Here is an 18,728-nt window from a genome sequence, read left to right as displayed (position 1 = left end):
CCCTATGTTCAAGTAGTCACAAAATAAGCGAATAAACCATGCCTTGGATTCAAATTAAACTGAACGCTACTGCAGAGAATGCAGAAGCAATTGGCGACATGCTAATGGAAGAGACTGGTGCTCTATCCGCCACTTTCCTTGACGCACAAGACACGCCAGTTTTCGAGCCAATGCCAGGCGAAACCCGTCTATGGGGCGATACTGATGTGATTGGTTTGTATGATGCTGAAGCCGACATGGATTTCGTGCTGAACATGCTAAAAAATAGTGCACTAATTGCTGATGATTTTGCTTATAAAATCGAGCAATTAGAAGATAAAGACTGGGAACGTGAATGGATGGATAACTTCCACCCAATGCGTTTTGGTCGTCGTTTATGGATCTGTCCAAGCTGGCGTGAAGCACCAGAACCAGAAGCCGTTAATGTACTGTTAGACCCAGGTTTAGCATTTGGTACAGGTACTCACCCAACCACATCATTGTGTCTGGAGTGGCTAGACGGTCAAGATCTAACCGGTAAAACCATCATCGATTTTGGTTGTGGTTCTGGTATTTTAGCCATTGCCGCACTGAAATTAGGCGCTGCAAAAGTGATTGGTATTGATATCGATCCACAAGCTATTTTAGCCTCTCGTGATAATGCTGAACGCAATGGTGTTTCAGATAATCTAGAGCTATATCTGCCACAAGATCAACCACAAGGCATTCAAGCCGATGTGGTAGTTGCTAACATTCTAGCCGGCCCATTGCGTGAATTATCACCAGTGATTAAGAGCTTGGTAAAAAATGGTGGTGACCTAGCAATTTCTGGTGTGCTTGAAAGCCAAGCTGAAGATGTTGCGACTTACTACAGCGATGAAATCACATTAGATCCAGTAATGGCACGCGAAGAGTGGTGTCGTATCTCGGGTCATAAAGCATAAAAATTACGGTAATTGGTTACTGCTGTTGATTATTATTAATTAATTTAACGGGTCAATTGATTGAAAATCATGCGATTTTGACAAACAAAATCATCATGCTCAATTATTGGCCTTTTCAGCAGCGTAAAAAATGCGTAAAATGCGCGCCCTTACTGGCACAGTCAGGTAGAGACATTTTGCATATCGGTCCATATCAACTTAAAAACCAACTGATAGTCGCGCCAATGGCGGGTGTGACCGATCGGCCATTTCGTGAATTATGCCTTCGCTACGGTGCAGGCATGGCTGTTAGCGAGATGATGTCGTCGAATCCAGATCTCTGGAAAACGTCTAAATCGCTCAATCGTATGGTTCATGAAGGTGAATCAGGGATTCGCTCGGTTCAGATAGCAGGGGCTGATCCAAAATTGATGGCCGAAGCTGCGCAATTCAGTGTTGAGAACGGTGCGCAAATCATCGATATCAATATGGGATGCCCAGCCAAGAAAGTAAATAAACGATTAGCAGGTTCTGCGCTATTGCAGTATCCCAATCTTATCGAAGACATTCTTCGTACAGTCGTGGACGCAGTAGATGTCCCGGTGACGCTTAAAACCCGTACCGGCTGGGATCTGGACAACAGGAACTGTGTCAACATAGCCAAACTCGCCGAACAATGCGGCATACAAGCCCTCGCCCTTCATGGACGTACCAAGGCTTGCATGTACAAAGGTGAAGCGGAATATGACTACATTAGAGCGGTGAAACAAGCCATCTCGATCCCAGTTATCGCTAACGGTGATATCGATAGCCCGGAAAAAGCACGCTTTGTACTCGATTATACGGGTGCCGATGCTCTAATGATTGGCCGACCAGCACAAGGAAAGCCGTGGATTTTTAGAGAAATCCACCATTACTTAACAACCGGTGAACACCTCGCTGCGCCGTCAATTGACGAAATCAGCGAAATTATGTTGGGGCATGTTAAGGCACTTCACCAATTTTATGGTGATTACCTAGGATTACGCATTGCACGTAAACACGTGTCTTGGTACTTGAAAGAACATGCACCTGCAGGTGATTTCCGCCGGACCTTCAACGCACTCGAGGATGCTCAACAGCAAATCGATGCGCTGCAAGGCTACTTCGAAAACGTTGCATAAATACTAGAAGAGCTTACAGAATTATGTTCGAACAAAATCTGACTTCCGAAGCGTTAACAGTAACAACTGTAACTTCACAAGACCAAATCACGCAGAAACCATTACGTGATTCAGTGAAGGCATCCCTTAAAAACTACCTTGCTCAATTAAATGGTCAGGAAGTCGACGATCTGTACGAGCTTGTGCTTGCAGAAGTTGAACAACCACTACTAGACACTATCATGCAGTACACTCGTGGTAACCAAACACGTGCTGCAACCATGATGGGTATCAACCGTGGTACGCTACGTAAGAAGCTTAAAAAATACGGCATGAACTAAACCATATTGATTTAATGATCATAAAAAAAGCCCATTTCATCGTGATGATGAAATGGGCTTTTTCATTATAGAAGGAAAAGCACATTGGCTATATTTAATTTCAATATGCATATTTAAAAATTTCTGCACATAATCGTATTGACGACACTGAATAAACGTCGAATAAAAAGGCGTTGATAAAATTTGCGATCTATTCTTTCAATATCATACGATTGGCAGTTATTACACGAATTAATATAAATCAGTATACGTACAGCATAAAATAGATTTGGATCAAAATTTAATTATCTAATTTATTTAAAAACGCATACTTAAAATGTTTATGGACATGGCCACATTCATTACAAACATTAACGCGTTTAATTAATAAGCGTTGGAACAATTTTCGATGCCTTCTTTCAACATCATAAGACTGGCAGTTATTACACTTAGGCATAATTGGCATTCACTCTACGTATAAAAGTGTGCCTAATCATATCACTACTGGTGACAACAAGTATTCAGAAAGAATATAGAAGTACGGCCAGTTATACATTATTGACCATATTCACAACAGAAACGTAACACTTCATAAAAATATTACCATCCTTGGTAACGTCACTTATCATTAGCAAATATTAACGATCGACCAATTGATGCAATGCAGTCACCAGCGCCCATACACCTGTTTCAACCTTACTGCGTGGACAGCCTACATTTAAACGCACATAACCAACGCCCTCAACACCATATGTATCTCCACGCATGATGGCGACGTGATAATCATTAATCAATAATTGCTGTAATGCATCCATATCAATCTGCAATGGATTTAAATCAATCCAAGCTAAATAGGTTCCTTGCGGCACTTGGTAATTCAGTTCCGGAAAAGCCTGATTTAATTGATTAGCCACATATTCCAAATTGTCACACAAGTAATCCTTAAGACTCATCAGCCACGCTTCACCGTCATTGTAAGCTGCAATATGACCGATAACGCCGAGAATAGAAGGTGAGGACAGCCCATGAGCAGCTTTAAGTTGGGTTAAATACTCTTGCTGGGTACATTGTTCAGCAATCACCGCATACGCGCCTGTCAGTGAGGGGATATTAAATGATTTAGACGCTGAAGAAACTAAAGCCCACTGTTGATCAACGGCAACTTGTGACCATGGAATATAATCACTAAAAGCAACATCCATATGAATATCATCAGAAATCACCTTCACACCATATTGGTGACAAATCTGCGCTATACGTACTAATTCATCACGCGTCCATACTCGTCCAGTCGGATTTTGAGGACTACACAATAGCAACACCTTACACTCAACACGTGCAGCTTGCGCTTCAAACTGCGGCCAATCAATCTCATAACTACCACAATGAGTTTTCAGTAATGGGCTGGTAAGCAACTGTCGTTGGTTTACATTAAGCATATTGGCAAAGGCATCATAAGCCGGCGTATGGACTAATACGCCATCATCGGCTTCAGTCCATTGCTGTACCAGCTGCGAAATAATATAAATAACCGATGGTCCATAGACGATATGATCGGGATTTATCTCAGTATGGTAACGGCGAGAAAACCATCCTGTAATAGCAAATTTAAAATCATCATGATTCCAGCGGCTATAACCAAACACGCCATGAGCTAACCGCGTTGTTAACGCTTGTTGAATACACGGCGCAACAGCAAAATCCATATCAGAAATAGTGAAGGGTAATAAATCATCGCTACCAAAACGATCAGCCACATAGTCCCATTGCGTACAATAAGTACCGTAGCGATTCACAGGCGTAGAAAAATCAAACATAACAACCTCGCAAGTAACCTTAAAAAATGTCCAAAAAAAGCGGAGCGTTAAGCTCCGCTCGTTACGTTATGCGCTAGCGGGTAGTAACCCTTGAATTTCGTTTTTCACCATATGAACCTGTGGCCCAATCACCACTTGTAAGTTATGTTCATCAAGCTTAACTACGCCTAAAGCACCATTGGCTTTTAGTACGGCATCATTAACTAAACCCATGTCATTAACCGATAAGCGTAACCGCGTAATACAGTTATCTAACGAGACTAAATTATCCGCACCACCTAATGCCGCTAAAATTATATCGCCTTTATAGCCGGTGGTTTTTTCACCCGTTACAGCAAAGGCCAATGCTGCTTCAGTTTCAACTTCACGCCCTGGCGTTTTAAGATTAAAACGCGTAATTGCAAAGCGGAACACGCTGTAATAAACCACAAACCAAATCGCAGCAACTAACGGCACTAAATACCACTTTGTTGCCGTACCTTGTAGCACACCAAAAATTAAGAAGTCGATGATATTACCATCGGTATTACCAATCGTTACCCCAAGCAAGCCCATCACCATAAAGCCAACCCCAGTTAAAATCGCATGCACGACATACAACGCCGGAGCAACAAACAGGAACAAAAATTCTAATGGCTCTGTGATACCACCAATAATACAAGCAATCACACCTGATAATAATAATGCTTTAACCTTGTTACGATTCTCAAGACGCGCACAATGGTACATCGCTAAAGCTGCACCAGGTAACCCCCCTAAGAAGACAGGCATTTTACCTTGAGATAAAAAGGCAGTTGCAGAGCCAGAGAAGCCTTGAGACGTTGGACATGCTAGTTCTGAATAGAAAATATTCAGCGCACCACTGACCGTTTTACCACACACTTCTAACGACCCCCCCGCCTCAGTAAAACGTACTAAAGCAACTAAAACATGATGCAAACCAAAAGGTAACAACAAGCGTTCACCAGTACCAAATAAGAATGGACCAAACGGACCAGCATGAGAAATCAAGTTACCAATACCAGTAATACCCATCGCGAAATATGGCCACACCACAGGAACGACTAAACCAACCACACCCAAGACTAAGGTTGAAATAATAGGAACAAAACGTGCGCCACCAAAGAAAGCCAATGCATCCGGCATCTTATAGGTATAAAAACGCGCATGCAGTTTAGCAACGATAATACCGACAATTACCGCTCCTAAAATACCGGTATCAATCGATTCAACCCCAAGAATTGACTTAACCCCATACGCTTTTTCTGCCGTTGGATCGCCAATAACACCCGCAACGGTTAAATAGAAATTAATCGAAAGATTTAATGCGGAATAACCAACAAAGCCAGCAAAAGCAGCGACGCCCTTTTCTTCTCGCGCAAGCCCCAGAGGAATCGCAACCGCAAACATAATAGGTAGATAAATAAAGGCCACTAGACCAATTTTAGTCATCCACATAAACAACAATTGCAAAATGGTGTTATCTAAAAAAGGCATGCTCTCTTTTACAGCAGCACTAGACAGTGAACTACCGATCCCCAATAAAATGCCTGAGAATGCCAATAATGCGACAGGAAGCATGAAGGTTTTGCCTAAGCTTTGGAAAAATTCCCACAGCGTCGTTTTAGGTGCAGATTTAGCCATAATGGATCACTCACTATCGAAACAATCAACGTCAATAATAAAGAGGTAAATCGTTTTAGCTCTTTATTGAAAAAAAACGTCGACAAAGATGAGCTCAAGACTTCTGCCAACGCTTTTGATAAATTACGCAATCAATGATAAAACGTTTTACCTTTTTTTATCGCTAACAAGATCACGGAAATATAGCGCGTTAGCACCCATTTCCAAATTTGTGATCCTGTTAGAATAATCACTATCAATCTAACATTCTCAAATGCAACAACATGAATAGGATACATTCACTTATGGAGAGTAAGACACCCAAAATAAAAATAACTGATGTCGCAGCCTATGCTGATGTATCTGTCTCTACCGTCTCATTAGTGCTCAGTAATAAAGGTCGAATATCAACCGCAACCATCGATAAAGTTAACCAAGCTGTCGCTGATTTAGGCTATGTTCGTAATACTGCGGCGGCAAATTTACGCACATCTCACTCCAATTTGATCGGGTTGGTATTAGCCGATATTACCGATCCTTTTTATACAGAGATTACCGCTGGTATTAGTGAGGTATTAGAACAACAAGGGTATTTATTATTTTTAGCGCAATCGAATCATAATCCGCAAAAACTGATCCAATGTGTACAATCGATGATTCAGCAAGGTGTCGCAGGTATCGCTTTTAGCCCTGAAAGAGAAGCGACCGCAACGGTTATTGCCATGGCACAACAAGCAGGGATCCCTGCCATCTGTTTAGCACGTGCAACAGTTAGCAACGACGTTGATTATATCGCTCCAGATAATCACCAAGCTGCCGTCATTGCCAGTCAATATTTAATTAAGCAAGGCCATCGTCATATCGCTTATGTGGGAGGATCTGGGGAGTCTTTAACACGTGCAGAACGCTTAGGGGGCTTTGGTAGTACACTGATCCAATATGGGTTGCCATTTAAAAATGAATGGATCATTGAAGCTGAAAATCAACAATTACATGCAGCAACAACGGTACAGCAGTTATTGACTCAGCACCCCAAAATAACCGCGATCTTGTGTCATGGCCCCACTGTCGCATTAGGGGCCATATATGGTGTCAAACGGTGCGGGAAAAGTGTTGGAAAAGATAATTATATTGATCAACAGGTCGCTATCATTAGTTTTGATGATATTGCAGAAGCCACATTAAGCCAACCATCATTGACCGTTGTAAGTTCACCCCTCAGAAATATTGGCTATCAAGCTGGTCAGCGCTTACTTATGCGAATGAAAGCAAATGATAGTGCCGTTCAGCATGTAATCCTCACACCACAACTTATCTGCCGCGATTCAGCCTAATAATCGCAACCAATAAAAAAGCTTCGCCATAACGAAGCTTTTTTATTCATAATTCAGCAATGACGTAACTTATAGGTAATCACACAAATAAGCCGTCGTTTTGGTCACTTTTACATGGAAGGCGCTATCACCAGGCACTTCAAAATCATCACCAGTACCATAAGTTTCCCAATCAACATGACCCGGAAGTTTTACGGTAAGCTCGCCTTTTACGACAGTCATACGCTCAGGGGCAGCGGTTGAAAAAGTATATTCACCTGCCACCATCACACCAACACTGGCATGATCACCGGCAGATTCAAAGCCAACAGATTTCACTTGGCCATCAAAATATTCATTCACTTTTAACATTGAATTTCCTTATTGCTAAACAGGTAAAGCAAATTTTAGAAGCCCTGAAACTATCACAATTTCAAATGAACCACTAACGAAAATATTCATCAAAAACATGACATATTAAGCCAGTTTTTACTTAGACCTCAGCTAAAAAGCACCGCACTGGAGCCATTGTTATTTGCTGCAATTATTCAGATAGAAAAAGATAACCATCGCAGCCCTTATTATAAGCACCTTTGCTGTAGTCGGTTGTTCAAGCCAAAATAAGCAAGATCTCAAATAAGGCTTAACTGAGGTCGGTCATGCTACCAAAGCTACTGATCATTTCTTTCGAGACACAACCAAAGATGTGATCAGTAATGTCAAACAAGCCACCAGCGATTAATGACCACATTGGCATTGCCCTGAATGACAAGGCTCAGGTTTTACTTCAGGGTTTACCATATCATCGCTATCATTCAATGCACCAAGAATAGAACAGTGGCTAGCATCATCATTACGATGACCACAGCAAGCATCATTGATTTTTGTTAACGCGCCACGGATCCGTTGTAGTTCAGCAATTTTACTATCCACTTCATCTAATTTAGCCTGCGTGATCGCTTTAACTTCAGCACAACTGTGCTGGCTTGCCTCAAGGCGAATATCCAATAGCTCACATATTTCACCAAGACTCAAACCAATCGCTTTTGCCCGTAAAATAAATTTAACCCGTGATAAGTTATCCTCACTATAGAGGCGATAACCACTGTCACTTCTACCCGCAGGTTCAATCAACCCATTCTTTTCATAAAAACGTAATGTATCACTACTGACATTACATAATTTTGCTAGTTGCCCTATTAAATACATTTAAACGTCCTTTCGACTACCTCGATATTTCAGTGATCGCACCCAAATAGCAAACGTTTGCGCAATGTCAGTATTCATGTAGAATAGGCATCAGATTGATACATATCGTTTACTTATTTTTAGCTTTGCTCGATTTTAGCCGAGGATATTTCTCAACGCCAATCTAATCCCAGTAGATTGGTATTGAAAAATATCCTATTCACTGTGTAGTTAGAGAGATGGTAGCAATGGAAAACGTTCGTCCTATTCGCCGTGCGCTGCTCAGCGTATCAGACAAAACTGGTATTGTTGAATTAGCTCACGCCCTCGCCAATCGCGGCATAGAGATCTTATCTACGGGTGGTACCGCTCGTTTACTTGCAGAACAAAACATTGCAGTTACTGAGGTTTCAGATTACACCCACTTTCCTGAGATGATGGATGGCCGTGTAAAAACCCTACACCCTAAAGTGCACGGTGGTGTTTTAGGCCGTCGTGGCATTGATGATGCGATCATGGCACAACACGGTATAAACCCCATTGATATGGTGGTAGTTAACCTCTATCCGTTTGCCGAAACCGTTGCTAACCCTCATTGCAGTTTAGAAGATGCAGTAGAAAATATTGATATTGGCGGGCCAACCATGGTGCGTTCAGCGGCTAAAAACCACAAAGACGTAACGATTGTGGTCAATGCTGACGATTATGATCGCGTCCTTACAGAAATGAGTGCCAATAACGGCTCATTAACTCAGGCGACACGGTTTGATTTAGCTATTGCTGCGTTTGAACATACTGCCGCTTACGACGGTATGATAGCCAACTACTTCGGTACTATGGTGCCTTCTTACGGCGATAACAAAGAAGGAGATCAAGAGTCAACGTTCCCCCGCACTTTCAATCAACAGTTCGAGAAAAAACAAGACATGCGCTACGGGGAAAACAGCCACCAAGCAGCCGCATTCTATGTTGAAGCACACCCACAAGAAGCCTCGGTTGCTACAGCTACGCAACTACAAGGTAAGGCGCTTTCATACAACAACATTGCCGATACTGACGCGGCACTTGAGTGTGTTAAAGAATTTGACCTTCCCGCTTGTGTGATTGTAAAACACGCCAACCCATGCGGTGTCGCCCTTGGTGAGAATCTGCTTGAAGCCTACGACCGCGCTTACAAAACCGACCCTACCTCTGCCTTTGGTGGCATTATTGCTTTTAACCGTGAACTTGATGCAGCAACCGCACAAGCTATCGTTGATCGCCAATTTGTTGAAGTGATCATTGCGCCTAAAGTCTCACCACAAGCAACAGCGATTATCGCTGCTAAGAAAAACTTACGCCTACTTGAGTGTGGTCAATGGTCGACTAAAACTACCGGTTTTGATGTTAAACGTGTCAATGGTGGCTTATTGGTTCAAGATCGTGACCAAGGCATGGTATCGGTAAATGATCTCACCGTGGTATCAAAGCGCCAGCCAACCGCTGACGAATTACGTGATGCACTATTTTGCTGGAAAGTGGCGAAATATGTTAAATCGAACGCGATTGTCTATGCCAAAGGCAATATGACTATCGGTGTCGGTGCCGGTCAAATGAGCCGCGTTTATTCTGCCAAAATTGCCGGCATCAAAGCCGCTGACGAAAATCTGGAAGTGGCGGGCAGTGTGATGGCATCAGATGCGTTCTTCCCTTTCCGTGATGGTATTGATGCCGCAGCAGAAGCGGGGATTACCTGTGTTATTCAACCGGGGGGCTCTATGCGTGATGATGAAGTCATTACAGCGGCAGATGAACACGGCATGGCAATGGTGTTTACTGGTATGCGTCACTTCCGCCACTAAGTTGTTATCACGGACTTAAGTGAGCAAACAATGTCGATTTAGTCTCTGCTCTTTTATTATAAAGAGCAGAGATTTTTAAGTATTTAGCGTAAAGCAATAAGGATTAACGATGAAAGTACTGATCATTGGTAACGGTGGCCGCGAACACGCACTGGGTTGGAAAGTCGCACAAAATCCAACGGTAGAAAAAATCTTCATCGCTCCAGGTAATGCTGGCACTGCCCTTGAACCAAAATTAGAAAATATTGATATTAGGGTTGAGAATATTACTGGTTTAGTTGCATTTGCGCAGAACAATCACATCGAACTGACTATTGTAGGCCCAGAAGTACCATTAGTGATTGGTGTCGTTGATGCCTTTCGTGCTGCTGGATTAGCCATTTTTGGTCCCACTCAAGCCGCAGCTCAACTTGAAGGATCTAAAGCGTTCACTAAAGATTTTTTAGCTCGCCACAATATTCCCACCGCCGATTACCAAAACTTTACTGAAATTGAACCTGCTTTAGCTTACTTAAAACAAAAAGGCGCACCGATTGTAGTCAAAGCCGATGGTCTCGCGGCAGGTAAAGGCGTAATTGTTGCCATGACAGAACAAGAAGCCGAAGCTGCTGTACGCGATATGTTAGCTGGTAACGCCTTTGGTGAAGCCGGACATCGGGTTGTGATAGAAGAGTTTCTTGATGGCGAAGAAGCCAGCTTCATCGTCATGGTCGACGGTAAAAACGTTTTACCGATGGCCACCAGCCAAGATCATAAACGCGTCGGTAATGGCGATACAGGTCCCAACACTGGCGGTATGGGCGCTTACTCACCAGCCCCCGTTGTTACGCAACAAATTCATGATCGCGTGATGCAAGAAGTGATCTATCCCACCGTTGAAGGTATGGCGGCAGAAGGCGCCCCTTACACTGGCTTTCTCTACGCAGGTTTGATGGTAATGGCTGACGGCACCCCAAAAGTAATTGAATATAACTGCCGTTTTGGTGATCCAGAAACGCAACCGATTATGCTACGGATGCAATCAGATTTGGTTGAGCTTTGTTTAGCGGCCATTGATGGCAAGCTTGATAGTGTTGAATCTAAATGGGATCCTCGCGCGGCTATTGGAATTGTACTAGCTGCTGGCGGTTATCCTGCCGATTATAACAAAGGCGATATTATTAACGGCTTACCTCAACAAGAATTAGCGGGAGAAAAAATCTTCCATGCAGGTACCACCAATAATGCTCACGGTGATGTCATCACTAATGGTGGCCGAGTGTTATGTGCGACGGCAATGGGTGATACCGTTCTAGCTGCACAACAACGTGCTTATGCATTAGCACAGCAAATCTCATGGAATGGCATGTTCTATCGTGATGATATTGGCTATCGTGCCATTGCTCGCGAACAATAACCCCTCCACGTCAATCCCAAAAAAACGCGCTCATAAAGCGCGTTTTTTATAACGAATAAATATTGACAGAAGTGAAACAGATCAGTCTTTCAATAAGTTGGGTGCCACCAAACACTGCTGCTGTTGGCGTTGCAGTAACACATCATCAACCACCAATTGCTGTTGTCGTAATTGACCACTGATGGCCATATACCCCTGACCTGATAATTTTTCAGCCGACACTTGAGCAACTACCTCGATCGGTTGTTGCTGCTGACACGGAATAAATTGCTGCTGTTGCCAATGCCCTTGTACCCATGTTTGCTGACGATCAGACAGTTGTTCGACGGTGGCTGCTAATGCTTGTACTTGCTGGCGTAATTTATCAATTTTCTCGTTGGATAACGGAAGGATATTTTGCCCTTGCTGGTAACGCTGAAATACCGCTAAACCATGGCTATCAAATCGCAATTGCAACTGAAATGGAATAAGGCTGCCATCGATACGTTGCTGACCCTGTTGATAGAGCTCAAACAGCTGTCCTGAACGCCAACGGTAGTTAGCTTGATATTGTCCTTGATTTGGAGTGAAAACACGCTCACTGAGCGTTATAGGCTGATCAGGACGAAAGGTATACCAATAAAAATGAGGGCCATCAGTTGCCATTTGAGCAACAGTGACAGTTTTAGGCGTAATTACTGCATTTTCAGCCATGTCGCTTGCCGCACAGCCTGTAAGTAAAAATACAACCGCCAGAGAAAGCGTTAGACGTGTCATAAAAAAAACGCCAGTCGCAAATGCAAACCGGCGCTATTTTCAATTACTTTAACGCGTCTTTAAGTGCCTTGCCCGCTACAAACGCAGGAACGTTAGCAGCAGCAATTTGAATTTCCGCACCTGTTTGAGGGTTACGGCCAGTGCGAGCTGCACGATGATTCACTTTAAATGTACCAAAGCCAATTAGTTGAACCTGGTCGCCATCTTTAAGCGCATCAGTAACGCCTTCAAGAGTAGCTTCCAATGCTAATTTTGCTTGTGCTTTCGACAAATCTGCTTTTTCTGCGATCAGGTCAATCAGTTGGGTCTTGTTCATTAGGTTTCCCTTCTAAGGTTTTGGGCTTAATACCGCCCAACTCTAATTCAAAAGAAGCCTGTGTGGCAAAGGTTTGTCGGCTTTTATCTGTCTAAATGGAGACTCTTTAACCATAAACTGAGCTAAAGTTCACAAAATGTTACTAATAACATTCAAAAAAGAGTTGTTTTTATTTCCACCAGCCCCGATTAATATAGCCGAAATTCGCTGATTAATTGACAGGTTGATATGGTACTGCTTACGATTTACATCTCTGTAGCAATAGGGGTGTCGTTTATTTGTTCCGTTTTAGAAGCGGTTTTATTGAGTATTTCGCCGGGATATATCGGTACTTTACGTCAACAAAACCACCCCGCAGCAGCTAAACTTGCCGCACTCAAAGATAATATAGATCGACCCTTAGCCTCAATCTTAACCCTAAATACTGTGGCCCATACCGTGGGTGCTGCAACCGCAGGTGCGCAAGCAACCGTTGTCTTTGGTAGTGAATGGCTGGGGGTATTCTCTGGTGCACTTACCGTTGGTATTTTATTACTGTCAGAAATCATTCCTAAAACTATTGGTGCAACCTATTGGCGCCAATTAGCACCAACCAGTGCCATTTTATTACGTTGGATGGTGATTGTATTAATGCCACTCGTATGGATATCAGAACAAATCACCCGTCGTTTGGCGCATGGTCACGTCCAACCCAAACTACGAGATGAATTATCAGCCATGGCAATGCTAGCCCACGAATCAGGCGAATTGGGTGCTGGCGAGTCGAAAATCCTCACCAACCTACTGCAATTTAAAGATGTCAGCGTCACCAAGATCATGACCCCGCGTCCGGTATTATTCCGTGTCAATGCTGAGCAAACCATCAACGAATTTTTAACCAAACATAAAAGTAGCCCGTTCTCACGCCCATTAGTGTTCAGCGAGCAAAGCGACAACATTGTCGGGTTTGTGCATCGCTTAGAATTGTTTGCAGAAAGCCAAGCAGGTAAAGGTGGTCAAGAGCTGGGAGCATTAATGCGCCCTCTACCAGTAATAATGAATAATGTCAGTGTACCAAAGGCATTTGAGCGCTTAATGAAAGAGCGTTCACAGTTAATTCTTATCGTTGATGAATACGGCACTGTCCAAGGGCTTGTTACTCTGGAGGATATTTTTGAAAGTTTAGTTGGCGAAGAAATCGTTGATGAAGCCGATAAAAACACCGACATGCAGCAGTTAGCTTATCAACGTTGGGATAAGTGGAAGAAAAAACATAAGATGATTGAAAATAATGATGACGATATTTAAAACACATCATTAATACTAACCACAAAAAAGGGACCATAAACGGTCCCTTTTTATTATTCAGATTTCAGAATAACCACACCGGTTAATCACAATGTATTGATCAGTTATTATCCACACAATAACTATAACCACTCATACGACTGACGATCCAGCCAAGCATCAATACCAATACTGTTGGTAAAACCCAACCAGCATAATAATGATACAGTGGTAAATATACATTTAACGCATTATCAACAGCTGTTGGCATGACCCCTAGAATATGAGCAGCATCAACACAACCAAATACCGCAGCGGTTGCCACCACCGTCAATACCGCTGCTTGAGATAATTGGTGCCGCAGTGGCGCAATCATTAATAACGCAATCGCAATGGGGTGTAATGCCACCACAACAGGTAAGGTCACTTCTAATAACTGTGCTAAACCAACATTCGCAATAAGACCTGATAGCGCCATAATTACCCACACACTTTTAGAGTAAGTGACTTTACTAAAGCTGCGACTATAAAATTCACTGCCTGCCGTTGTCACACCAATCGCGGTAGTCAAACAAGCTAGCACCAATACCGACCCTAAAATGATGGTACCAAAAGCGCCAAAATGTAAGTTAGTAAATGCCGTTAATATTTCACCGCCATTTGCAAAGCCTGTGCCTAAGTCTGCACTGGTCACACCAATATACGCCAATGACAAATACACTAATGCCATCGCTGATGCATACATGATCGCAGCAATAAAAGTATATTTTGCGATAGCTTTAGGACACTTAACCCCCATCCCTTCAATCGCTCTAAAGATAACCCACCCAAAACCAATTGAGCCAAGTGCATCCATGGTCATGTAACCTTGTGTCATTCCCTCAGCCATTGCGCCAGTCGCATACGGTCCAGAAGCAACATGTACTTCACCAGAGGGGTACAACAATGCAACTACCGCCATAATCGTTAAAATAGTCAACAATACTGGTGTTAACCATTTCCCTAAGCTATCAACTAACTTTCCGGGATATAACGAAAATAAAATTGCCGCGAAACAAAACACAATTGAAAATGGAATTAAGCCACTATCACCAATAAATGGCGCCAAACTAAATTGATAAGCAACGGTAATAGTCCGAGGAATAATAAAGGCTGGCCCAATAACAATAAACAGCATCACCCAAAAGCCGGTTGCTAATGGTTTAGGCAACGCAGCGGTTAAATTATCAGAACCACGTACCCAAGCGACAATCACCAATGCTATTGCAGGTAAGCCAACACCTGTTAATAAAAAGCCCGCCATACCGCTAAGAAAATTATCTCCAGCTTGGTAACCTAAATAAGGAGGAAAAATTAAATTTCCCGCGCCTAAATACATGGCGAAAGTCATGAAGCCTAAGGCGGCGATATTACGTGCACTTAACATAGTATTCCTTGGTAATTACTTTGCAGCTTGGAGAAAGCGAGATGGGATGTTACGTAGTAGATCCTGCTAGCTTGCTCACAAGCTGACAGAAAAATAGGTATGGCCTGTCAGCCTTGAATAAGATTCAAAGAGAGCAGGAGGAGCGAAGTCGCCATTGATTTGCAAATAGCAACGATAGTTGGACTGAAGCAAGATATAACAACGGTTACAGTAGAATGTTTCATATTTGCCTCCTTCTAACTAACAGACCACGAATGGCGTAACTGAAGTGCTACGCAATGGTTATGTTATAAACGCCAACGGACTACGATTACAAGAGCCAAAACAAAATAAGTGGAATGGCGTAAACTTTATCCGCCAAGCAGTCACATTCACTGCTTTTAAAGTTTCAAATTAGCATAAACAACTGAAGTGAATTCAACATTTTTTTAACATAAAATATCCATTGCCTAATTATCACATCATAAACACCATTTATTCATTACAATTCAAATAATAATTAACCTAAATTACACTAAAAAAATAACACCAAATAAAAAAAAGAAGCCCATAGGCTTCTTTTTTTATTTAACCATTTAATGGCTAATTATAATTCAATGCCAATATTACTGATTGGCTCATCACGTAACTCCGCACGTAAATCTTTAATCAAATCAATATCACGGCCTTCCGCTTCTTTTAACGCACGGAAAATTTCCCACTGAGTATCCCACTCAGCACATACCGCTTCATTTTGTTTTTGATTGTCGTTAGTGATTTCAATGCCTGTTTGCGCAGATTCTAAATCCGCCACGGTTTCAGCAGATAAAGCACTTAACTTAACGACAGTTTCCAGCATCAGATCACGATCTAACATCGCATGTAAAAGATCCGCAAGTGCTACACAAGCATCAATCGCTGGACGTACAGCATATAGATCGTAATCATTTTCACTTGGTACCATGTCTTCTAACTTTTCAAGCTGACCTTCAAAGTTAATTTTGGCACTTTTAATCGTGAGGATCTCCCACACACTATCTAAGATCACTCGGTAACGTTGGCCATCTGTAAACTGTGTTTCTGCACAGAAAAAGGCATAGTTAGGATACATACGCTCACATAACGACACCATAAAAGTCAGATGTTGCCAAGGTTCTAATTTTTCTAAACGTAACTGGATTGGATTCTTAAGCATGGGATAATCTACAGTAGTGATTTAGATTGAAGTTTACTTGATAAACGAAGGCTACAAAAGGAAAAGCATGATCAAAATTAAGATCGTCTCTCGCCAACAGCAACGTTATGTACAATTGCTGACTAACGCGCAGCTACCTCTGTTGAAAATAACAGAAGATCCGCAACAAGCTACCGTATTGCTTGCTGATCCTCCATTGATAGCCCCCCATTTAGCAAAATATCCACATTTACAATGGCTACAATCCACTTATGCCGGTATTGATACGCTCATTAAACCCGAGATTAGACAAGATTATCAACTCACCAATATTCGCGGGATCTTTGGTCCGTTGATCGCCGAATATATCTTGGGTCACATTCTCAACCACCAGCGTCATCTTCCTCAGTATAAAGCGCAGCAGCTGCGATCACATTGGCAATCACATCCTTATCAATCCATGGTGGGTAAAACCATGGTAATTATCGGTACTGGTACTATAGGTCAACACTTAGCAAAGGTTGGAACAGTACTTGGTTGCCATATTATTGGCATAAACCGCAGTGGTATCGCTGCCAGCGCTAATTTTCAGCAAACCTATGCCATTACCGACTTAAACACCTCTCTGACTCAAGCCGATTATGTCATTTCAATTTTACCCGCAACCGCTGATACCGATGATCTTTTTGATCAAGATAGCTTTAGTCATTGCAAAAATGCGCTATTTTTCAACGTTGGTCGAGGTAATGCTGTTAATGAACAAGCACTAATAATGGCACTTGAGCAACAATATATTGCTCATGCCTTCATTGATGTATTCAAAACAGAACCGCTTATACCAAATCACCCTTTTTGGATCCACCCAAAGATCACCATTACGCCGCACATTGCAGCAGAAAGCTTTCCAGAACAAGTATTTACTATTTTTAAAGCTAACTACTTCCGTTTTCAAAAACAGCAAAAACTTAACTATCTTATTGATTTTAAAAGAGGTTATTAATAGATTAGACCACTAACTATTAATACTATCAGTGGTTCACATTTCACTAACAACAACGATCTTAGTAAGATCCTGCTTAACCTACAGTGACTTTTGAAGCGCCCATAAAATAATGACGAAAAAAAACCACACCGAGATGGCGTGGTTTTTTATCAACCTAGGCTTTAATACACCTTTTACAGCGTATTTCTAAAGCCATGGTTATTGATGGTATGGCTTTGATAGCTCATGTACAGCATCAACAAACACACCCGCATTTTCAGGCGGCACATCAAGATGAATACCATGGCCTAAGTTAAATACGTGACCAGTACCCGAATCACCAAAGCCTTCTAAGATAGTCGCGACTTCTTGGCGAATACGTTCAGGCTGAGCATAAAGAACCGATGGATCCATATTACCCTGAAGGGCAACTTTATCACCAACACGACGTTTAGCATCATGAATATCAATCGTCCAATCTAAGCCAATTGCATCACAACCCGTCGCTGCAATTTGCTCAAGCCACATGCCACCATTTTTAGTAAATAGCGTCACAGGTACACGGCGACCATCATTCTCACGAATTAAACCATCGACAATTTTATGCATGTAACGTAATGAGAATTCATTGTAATCGCGAGGGGTTAATACACCGCCCCATGTATCAAATACCATTACCGCTTGCGCACCCGCTTTGATTTGAGCATTTAAATACTCAATCACACTATCAGCCAATTTATCTAGCAATAAATGTAATGTTTGCGGCTCAGCGTACATCATCTTTTTGATCTTAGTGAAAGCTTTAGAACTACCACCTTCAACCATATATGTCGCTAGTGTCCATGGACTACCAGAGAAACCAATCAATGGCACTTCACCTTGCAAATCATGACGAATTTGGCGTACTGCATTCATCACATATTGCAATTCACCTTCAGGATCAGGAATACCAATGCGTTCAACATCAGCTTTGCAGGTAATTGGGTGACTAAATTTAGGGCCTTCACCAGCTTCAAAATATAATCCCAATCCCATTGCATCAGGAATGGTTAAAATATCAGAAAATAAAATTGCCGCATCCAATGGAAAACGTTTCAAAGGCTGAAGGGTAACTTCACTGGCTAATTCAGCATTTTTACATAGCGACATGAAGTCACCAGCAACACCGCGTGTTGCACGATACTCAGGTAAGTAACGTCCAGCCTGACGCATCATCCATACAGGTGTGCAATCTACAGGCTGCTTTAGTAACGCACGTAGGTAGCGGTCATTCTTTAATTCGCTCAT

General features: G+C 42.3%; 17 protein-coding genes. 8 read left to right on the top strand and 9 right to left on the bottom strand.

The window, feature by feature from the left end:
- Positions 1-38 precede the first annotated feature (38 nt).
- From prmA to fis, 3 genes are all read left to right on the top strand, one after another.
- Positions 39-923, top strand: coding sequence for a 50S ribosomal protein L11 methyltransferase (gene prmA / locus Q0V26_RS02110; RefSeq protein WP_297476274.1), 885 nt, complete (start codon positions 39-41; stop codon positions 921-923).
- Positions 924-1,099: 176 nt separating this feature from the next.
- On the top strand, positions 1,100-2,065 hold the full coding sequence (dusB, locus tag Q0V26_RS02105; RefSeq protein WP_297476355.1) for a tRNA dihydrouridine synthase DusB: 966 nt from the start codon (positions 1,100-1,102) through the stop codon (positions 2,063-2,065).
- A 23-nt stretch (positions 2,066-2,088) separates the two neighbouring features.
- Entirely contained in the window at positions 2,089-2,385 is a 297-nt protein-coding gene (gene fis / locus Q0V26_RS02100) for a DNA-binding transcriptional regulator Fis (RefSeq protein WP_005372656.1), read from the top strand.
- A 617-nt stretch (positions 2,386-3,002) separates the two neighbouring features.
- On the opposite strand, the gene Q0V26_RS02095 is transcribed toward fis, so the two are convergent.
- Together Q0V26_RS02095 and malX are read right to left on the bottom strand one after the other, a co-directional pair.
- Positions 3,003-4,181, bottom strand: coding sequence for a MalY/PatB family protein (locus Q0V26_RS02095; RefSeq protein WP_297476233.1), 1,179 nt, complete (start codon positions 4,179-4,181; stop codon positions 3,003-3,005).
- Between the two features lie 66 nt (positions 4,182-4,247).
- Entirely contained in the window at positions 4,248-5,825 is a 1,578-nt protein-coding gene (gene malX / locus Q0V26_RS02090) for a maltose/glucose-specific PTS transporter subunit IIBC (protein WP_297476230.1), read from the bottom strand.
- A 284-nt stretch (positions 5,826-6,109) separates the two neighbouring features.
- On the opposite strand from malX, the gene malI reads away from it, so the two are divergent.
- Positions 6,110-7,138 carry a Mal regulon transcriptional regulator MalI gene (malI, locus tag Q0V26_RS02085; protein WP_297476227.1) on the top strand — a complete coding sequence of 343 codons (1,029 nt, stop codon included), beginning with the start codon at positions 6,110-6,112 and terminating at the stop codon, positions 7,136-7,138.
- A 69-nt stretch (positions 7,139-7,207) separates the two neighbouring features.
- On the opposite strand, the gene Q0V26_RS02080 is transcribed toward malI, so the two are convergent.
- Both Q0V26_RS02080 and zntR read right to left on the bottom strand, forming a co-directional pair.
- Entirely contained in the window at positions 7,208-7,489 is a 282-nt protein-coding gene (locus Q0V26_RS02080) for a pyrimidine/purine nucleoside phosphorylase (RefSeq protein ID WP_297476224.1), read from the bottom strand.
- Between the two features lie 366 nt (positions 7,490-7,855).
- A complete protein-coding gene (gene zntR, locus Q0V26_RS02075; RefSeq protein ID WP_297476222.1) occupies positions 7,856-8,326 on the bottom strand; it encodes a Zn(2+)-responsive transcriptional regulator in 471 nt (156 codons plus the stop codon).
- A gap of 227 nt (positions 8,327-8,553) precedes the next feature.
- Here zntR and purH point away from each other — a divergent pair, with 227 nt between their 5' ends.
- Positions 8,554-10,146, top strand: a complete 1,593-nt coding sequence (purH, locus tag Q0V26_RS02070) for a bifunctional phosphoribosylaminoimidazolecarboxamide formyltransferase/IMP cyclohydrolase (RefSeq protein WP_297476219.1) — start codon at positions 8,554-8,556, stop codon at positions 10,144-10,146.
- Positions 10,147-10,255: 109 nt separating this feature from the next.
- Positions 10,256-11,542, top strand: a complete 1,287-nt coding sequence (purD, locus tag Q0V26_RS02065) for a phosphoribosylamine--glycine ligase (RefSeq protein ID WP_297476215.1) — start codon at positions 10,256-10,258, stop codon at positions 11,540-11,542.
- An 81-nt stretch (positions 11,543-11,623) separates the two neighbouring features.
- Here the strand turns inward: purD and Q0V26_RS02060 are convergent, their stop codons facing one another.
- On the bottom strand, positions 11,624-12,298 hold the full coding sequence (locus tag Q0V26_RS02060) for a DUF1481 domain-containing protein (protein WP_297476212.1): 675 nt from the start codon (positions 12,296-12,298) through the stop codon (positions 11,624-11,626).
- A 43-nt stretch (positions 12,299-12,341) separates the two neighbouring features.
- Complete coding sequence (gene hupA / locus Q0V26_RS02055; protein ID WP_036788936.1) at positions 12,342-12,614, bottom strand: nucleoid-associated protein HU-alpha; 273 nt, start codon at positions 12,612-12,614, stop codon at positions 12,342-12,344.
- A gap of 228 nt (positions 12,615-12,842) precedes the next feature.
- On the opposite strand from hupA, the gene Q0V26_RS02050 reads away from it, so the two are divergent.
- Complete coding sequence (locus tag Q0V26_RS02050) at positions 12,843-13,901, top strand: hemolysin family protein (protein ID WP_080158709.1); 1,059 nt, start codon at positions 12,843-12,845, stop codon at positions 13,899-13,901.
- 100 nt (positions 13,902-14,001) lie between these two features.
- Here the strand turns inward: Q0V26_RS02050 and brnQ are convergent, their stop codons facing one another.
- Positions 14,002-15,306, bottom strand: coding sequence for a branched-chain amino acid transport system II carrier protein (brnQ, locus tag Q0V26_RS02045; RefSeq protein ID WP_297476204.1), 1,305 nt, complete (start codon positions 15,304-15,306; stop codon positions 14,002-14,004).
- 586 nt (positions 15,307-15,892) lie between these two features.
- The gene (locus tag Q0V26_RS02040; RefSeq protein ID WP_297476203.1) at positions 15,893-16,480 is read right to left on the bottom strand and encodes a DUF416 family protein; all 588 of its coding nucleotides are present in this window, start codon (positions 16,478-16,480) and stop codon (positions 15,893-15,895) included.
- Between the two features lie 67 nt (positions 16,481-16,547).
- On the opposite strand from Q0V26_RS02040, the gene Q0V26_RS02035 reads away from it, so the two are divergent.
- Positions 16,548-17,459: a D-2-hydroxyacid dehydrogenase gene (locus tag Q0V26_RS02035; protein ID WP_297476200.1), complete on the top strand. Its 912-nt coding sequence runs from the start codon at positions 16,548-16,550 to the stop codon at positions 17,457-17,459.
- A gap of 201 nt (positions 17,460-17,660) precedes the next feature.
- On the opposite strand, the gene hemE is transcribed toward Q0V26_RS02035, so the two are convergent.
- On the bottom strand, positions 17,661-18,728 hold the full coding sequence (gene hemE / locus Q0V26_RS02030) for a uroporphyrinogen decarboxylase (protein WP_297476197.1): 1,068 nt from the start codon (positions 18,726-18,728) through the stop codon (positions 17,661-17,663).

The organism is uncultured Photobacterium sp. (assembly GCF_947039875.1).
GTDB lineage: Bacteria > Pseudomonadota > Gammaproteobacteria > Enterobacterales > Vibrionaceae > Photobacterium.
This window is presented reverse-complemented; position numbering and strand designations above follow the sequence as displayed.

Excerpts from the sequence above, each read along its gene's own strand:
- Q0V26_RS02080 (WP_297476224.1), bottom strand. The coding sequence starts at position 7,489 with ATGTTAAAAGTGAATGAATATTTTGATGGCCAAGTGAAATCTGTTGGC.
- purH (WP_297476219.1), top strand. The coding sequence starts at position 8,554 with ATGGAAAACGTTCGTCCTATTCGCCGTGCGCTGCTCAGCGTATCAGAC.
- Q0V26_RS02060 (WP_297476212.1), bottom strand. The coding sequence starts at position 12,298 with ATGACACGTCTAACGCTTTCTCTGGCGGTTGTATTTTTACTTACAGGC.
- prmA (WP_297476274.1), top strand. The coding sequence starts at position 39 with ATGCCTTGGATTCAAATTAAACTGAACGCTACTGCAGAGAATGCAGAA.
- Q0V26_RS02095 (WP_297476233.1), bottom strand. The coding sequence starts at position 4,181 with ATGTTTGATTTTTCTACGCCTGTGAATCGCTACGGTACTTATTGTACG.
- malI (WP_297476227.1), top strand. The coding sequence starts at position 6,110 with ATGGAGAGTAAGACACCCAAAATAAAAATAACTGATGTCGCAGCCTAT.
- fis (WP_005372656.1), top strand. The coding sequence starts at position 2,089 with ATGTTCGAACAAAATCTGACTTCCGAAGCGTTAACAGTAACAACTGTA.
- Q0V26_RS02035 (WP_297476200.1), top strand. The coding sequence starts at position 16,548 with ATGATCAAAATTAAGATCGTCTCTCGCCAACAGCAACGTTATGTACAA.
- hupA (WP_036788936.1), bottom strand. The coding sequence starts at position 12,614 with ATGAACAAGACCCAACTGATTGACCTGATCGCAGAAAAAGCAGATTTG.
- Q0V26_RS02040 (WP_297476203.1), bottom strand. The coding sequence starts at position 16,480 with ATGCTTAAGAATCCAATCCAGTTACGTTTAGAAAAATTAGAACCTTGG.
- brnQ (WP_297476204.1), bottom strand. The coding sequence starts at position 15,306 with ATGTTAAGTGCACGTAATATCGCCGCCTTAGGCTTCATGACTTTCGCC.
- zntR (WP_297476222.1), bottom strand. The coding sequence starts at position 8,326 with ATGTATTTAATAGGGCAACTAGCAAAATTATGTAATGTCAGTAGTGAT.
- hemE (WP_297476197.1), bottom strand. The coding sequence starts at position 18,728 with ATGAGCGAATTAAAGAATGACCGCTACCTACGTGCGTTACTAAAGCAG.
- malX (WP_297476230.1), bottom strand. The coding sequence starts at position 5,825 with ATGGCTAAATCTGCACCTAAAACGACGCTGTGGGAATTTTTCCAAAGC.
- purD (WP_297476215.1), top strand. The coding sequence starts at position 10,256 with ATGAAAGTACTGATCATTGGTAACGGTGGCCGCGAACACGCACTGGGT.
- Q0V26_RS02050 (WP_080158709.1), top strand. The coding sequence starts at position 12,843 with ATGGTACTGCTTACGATTTACATCTCTGTAGCAATAGGGGTGTCGTTT.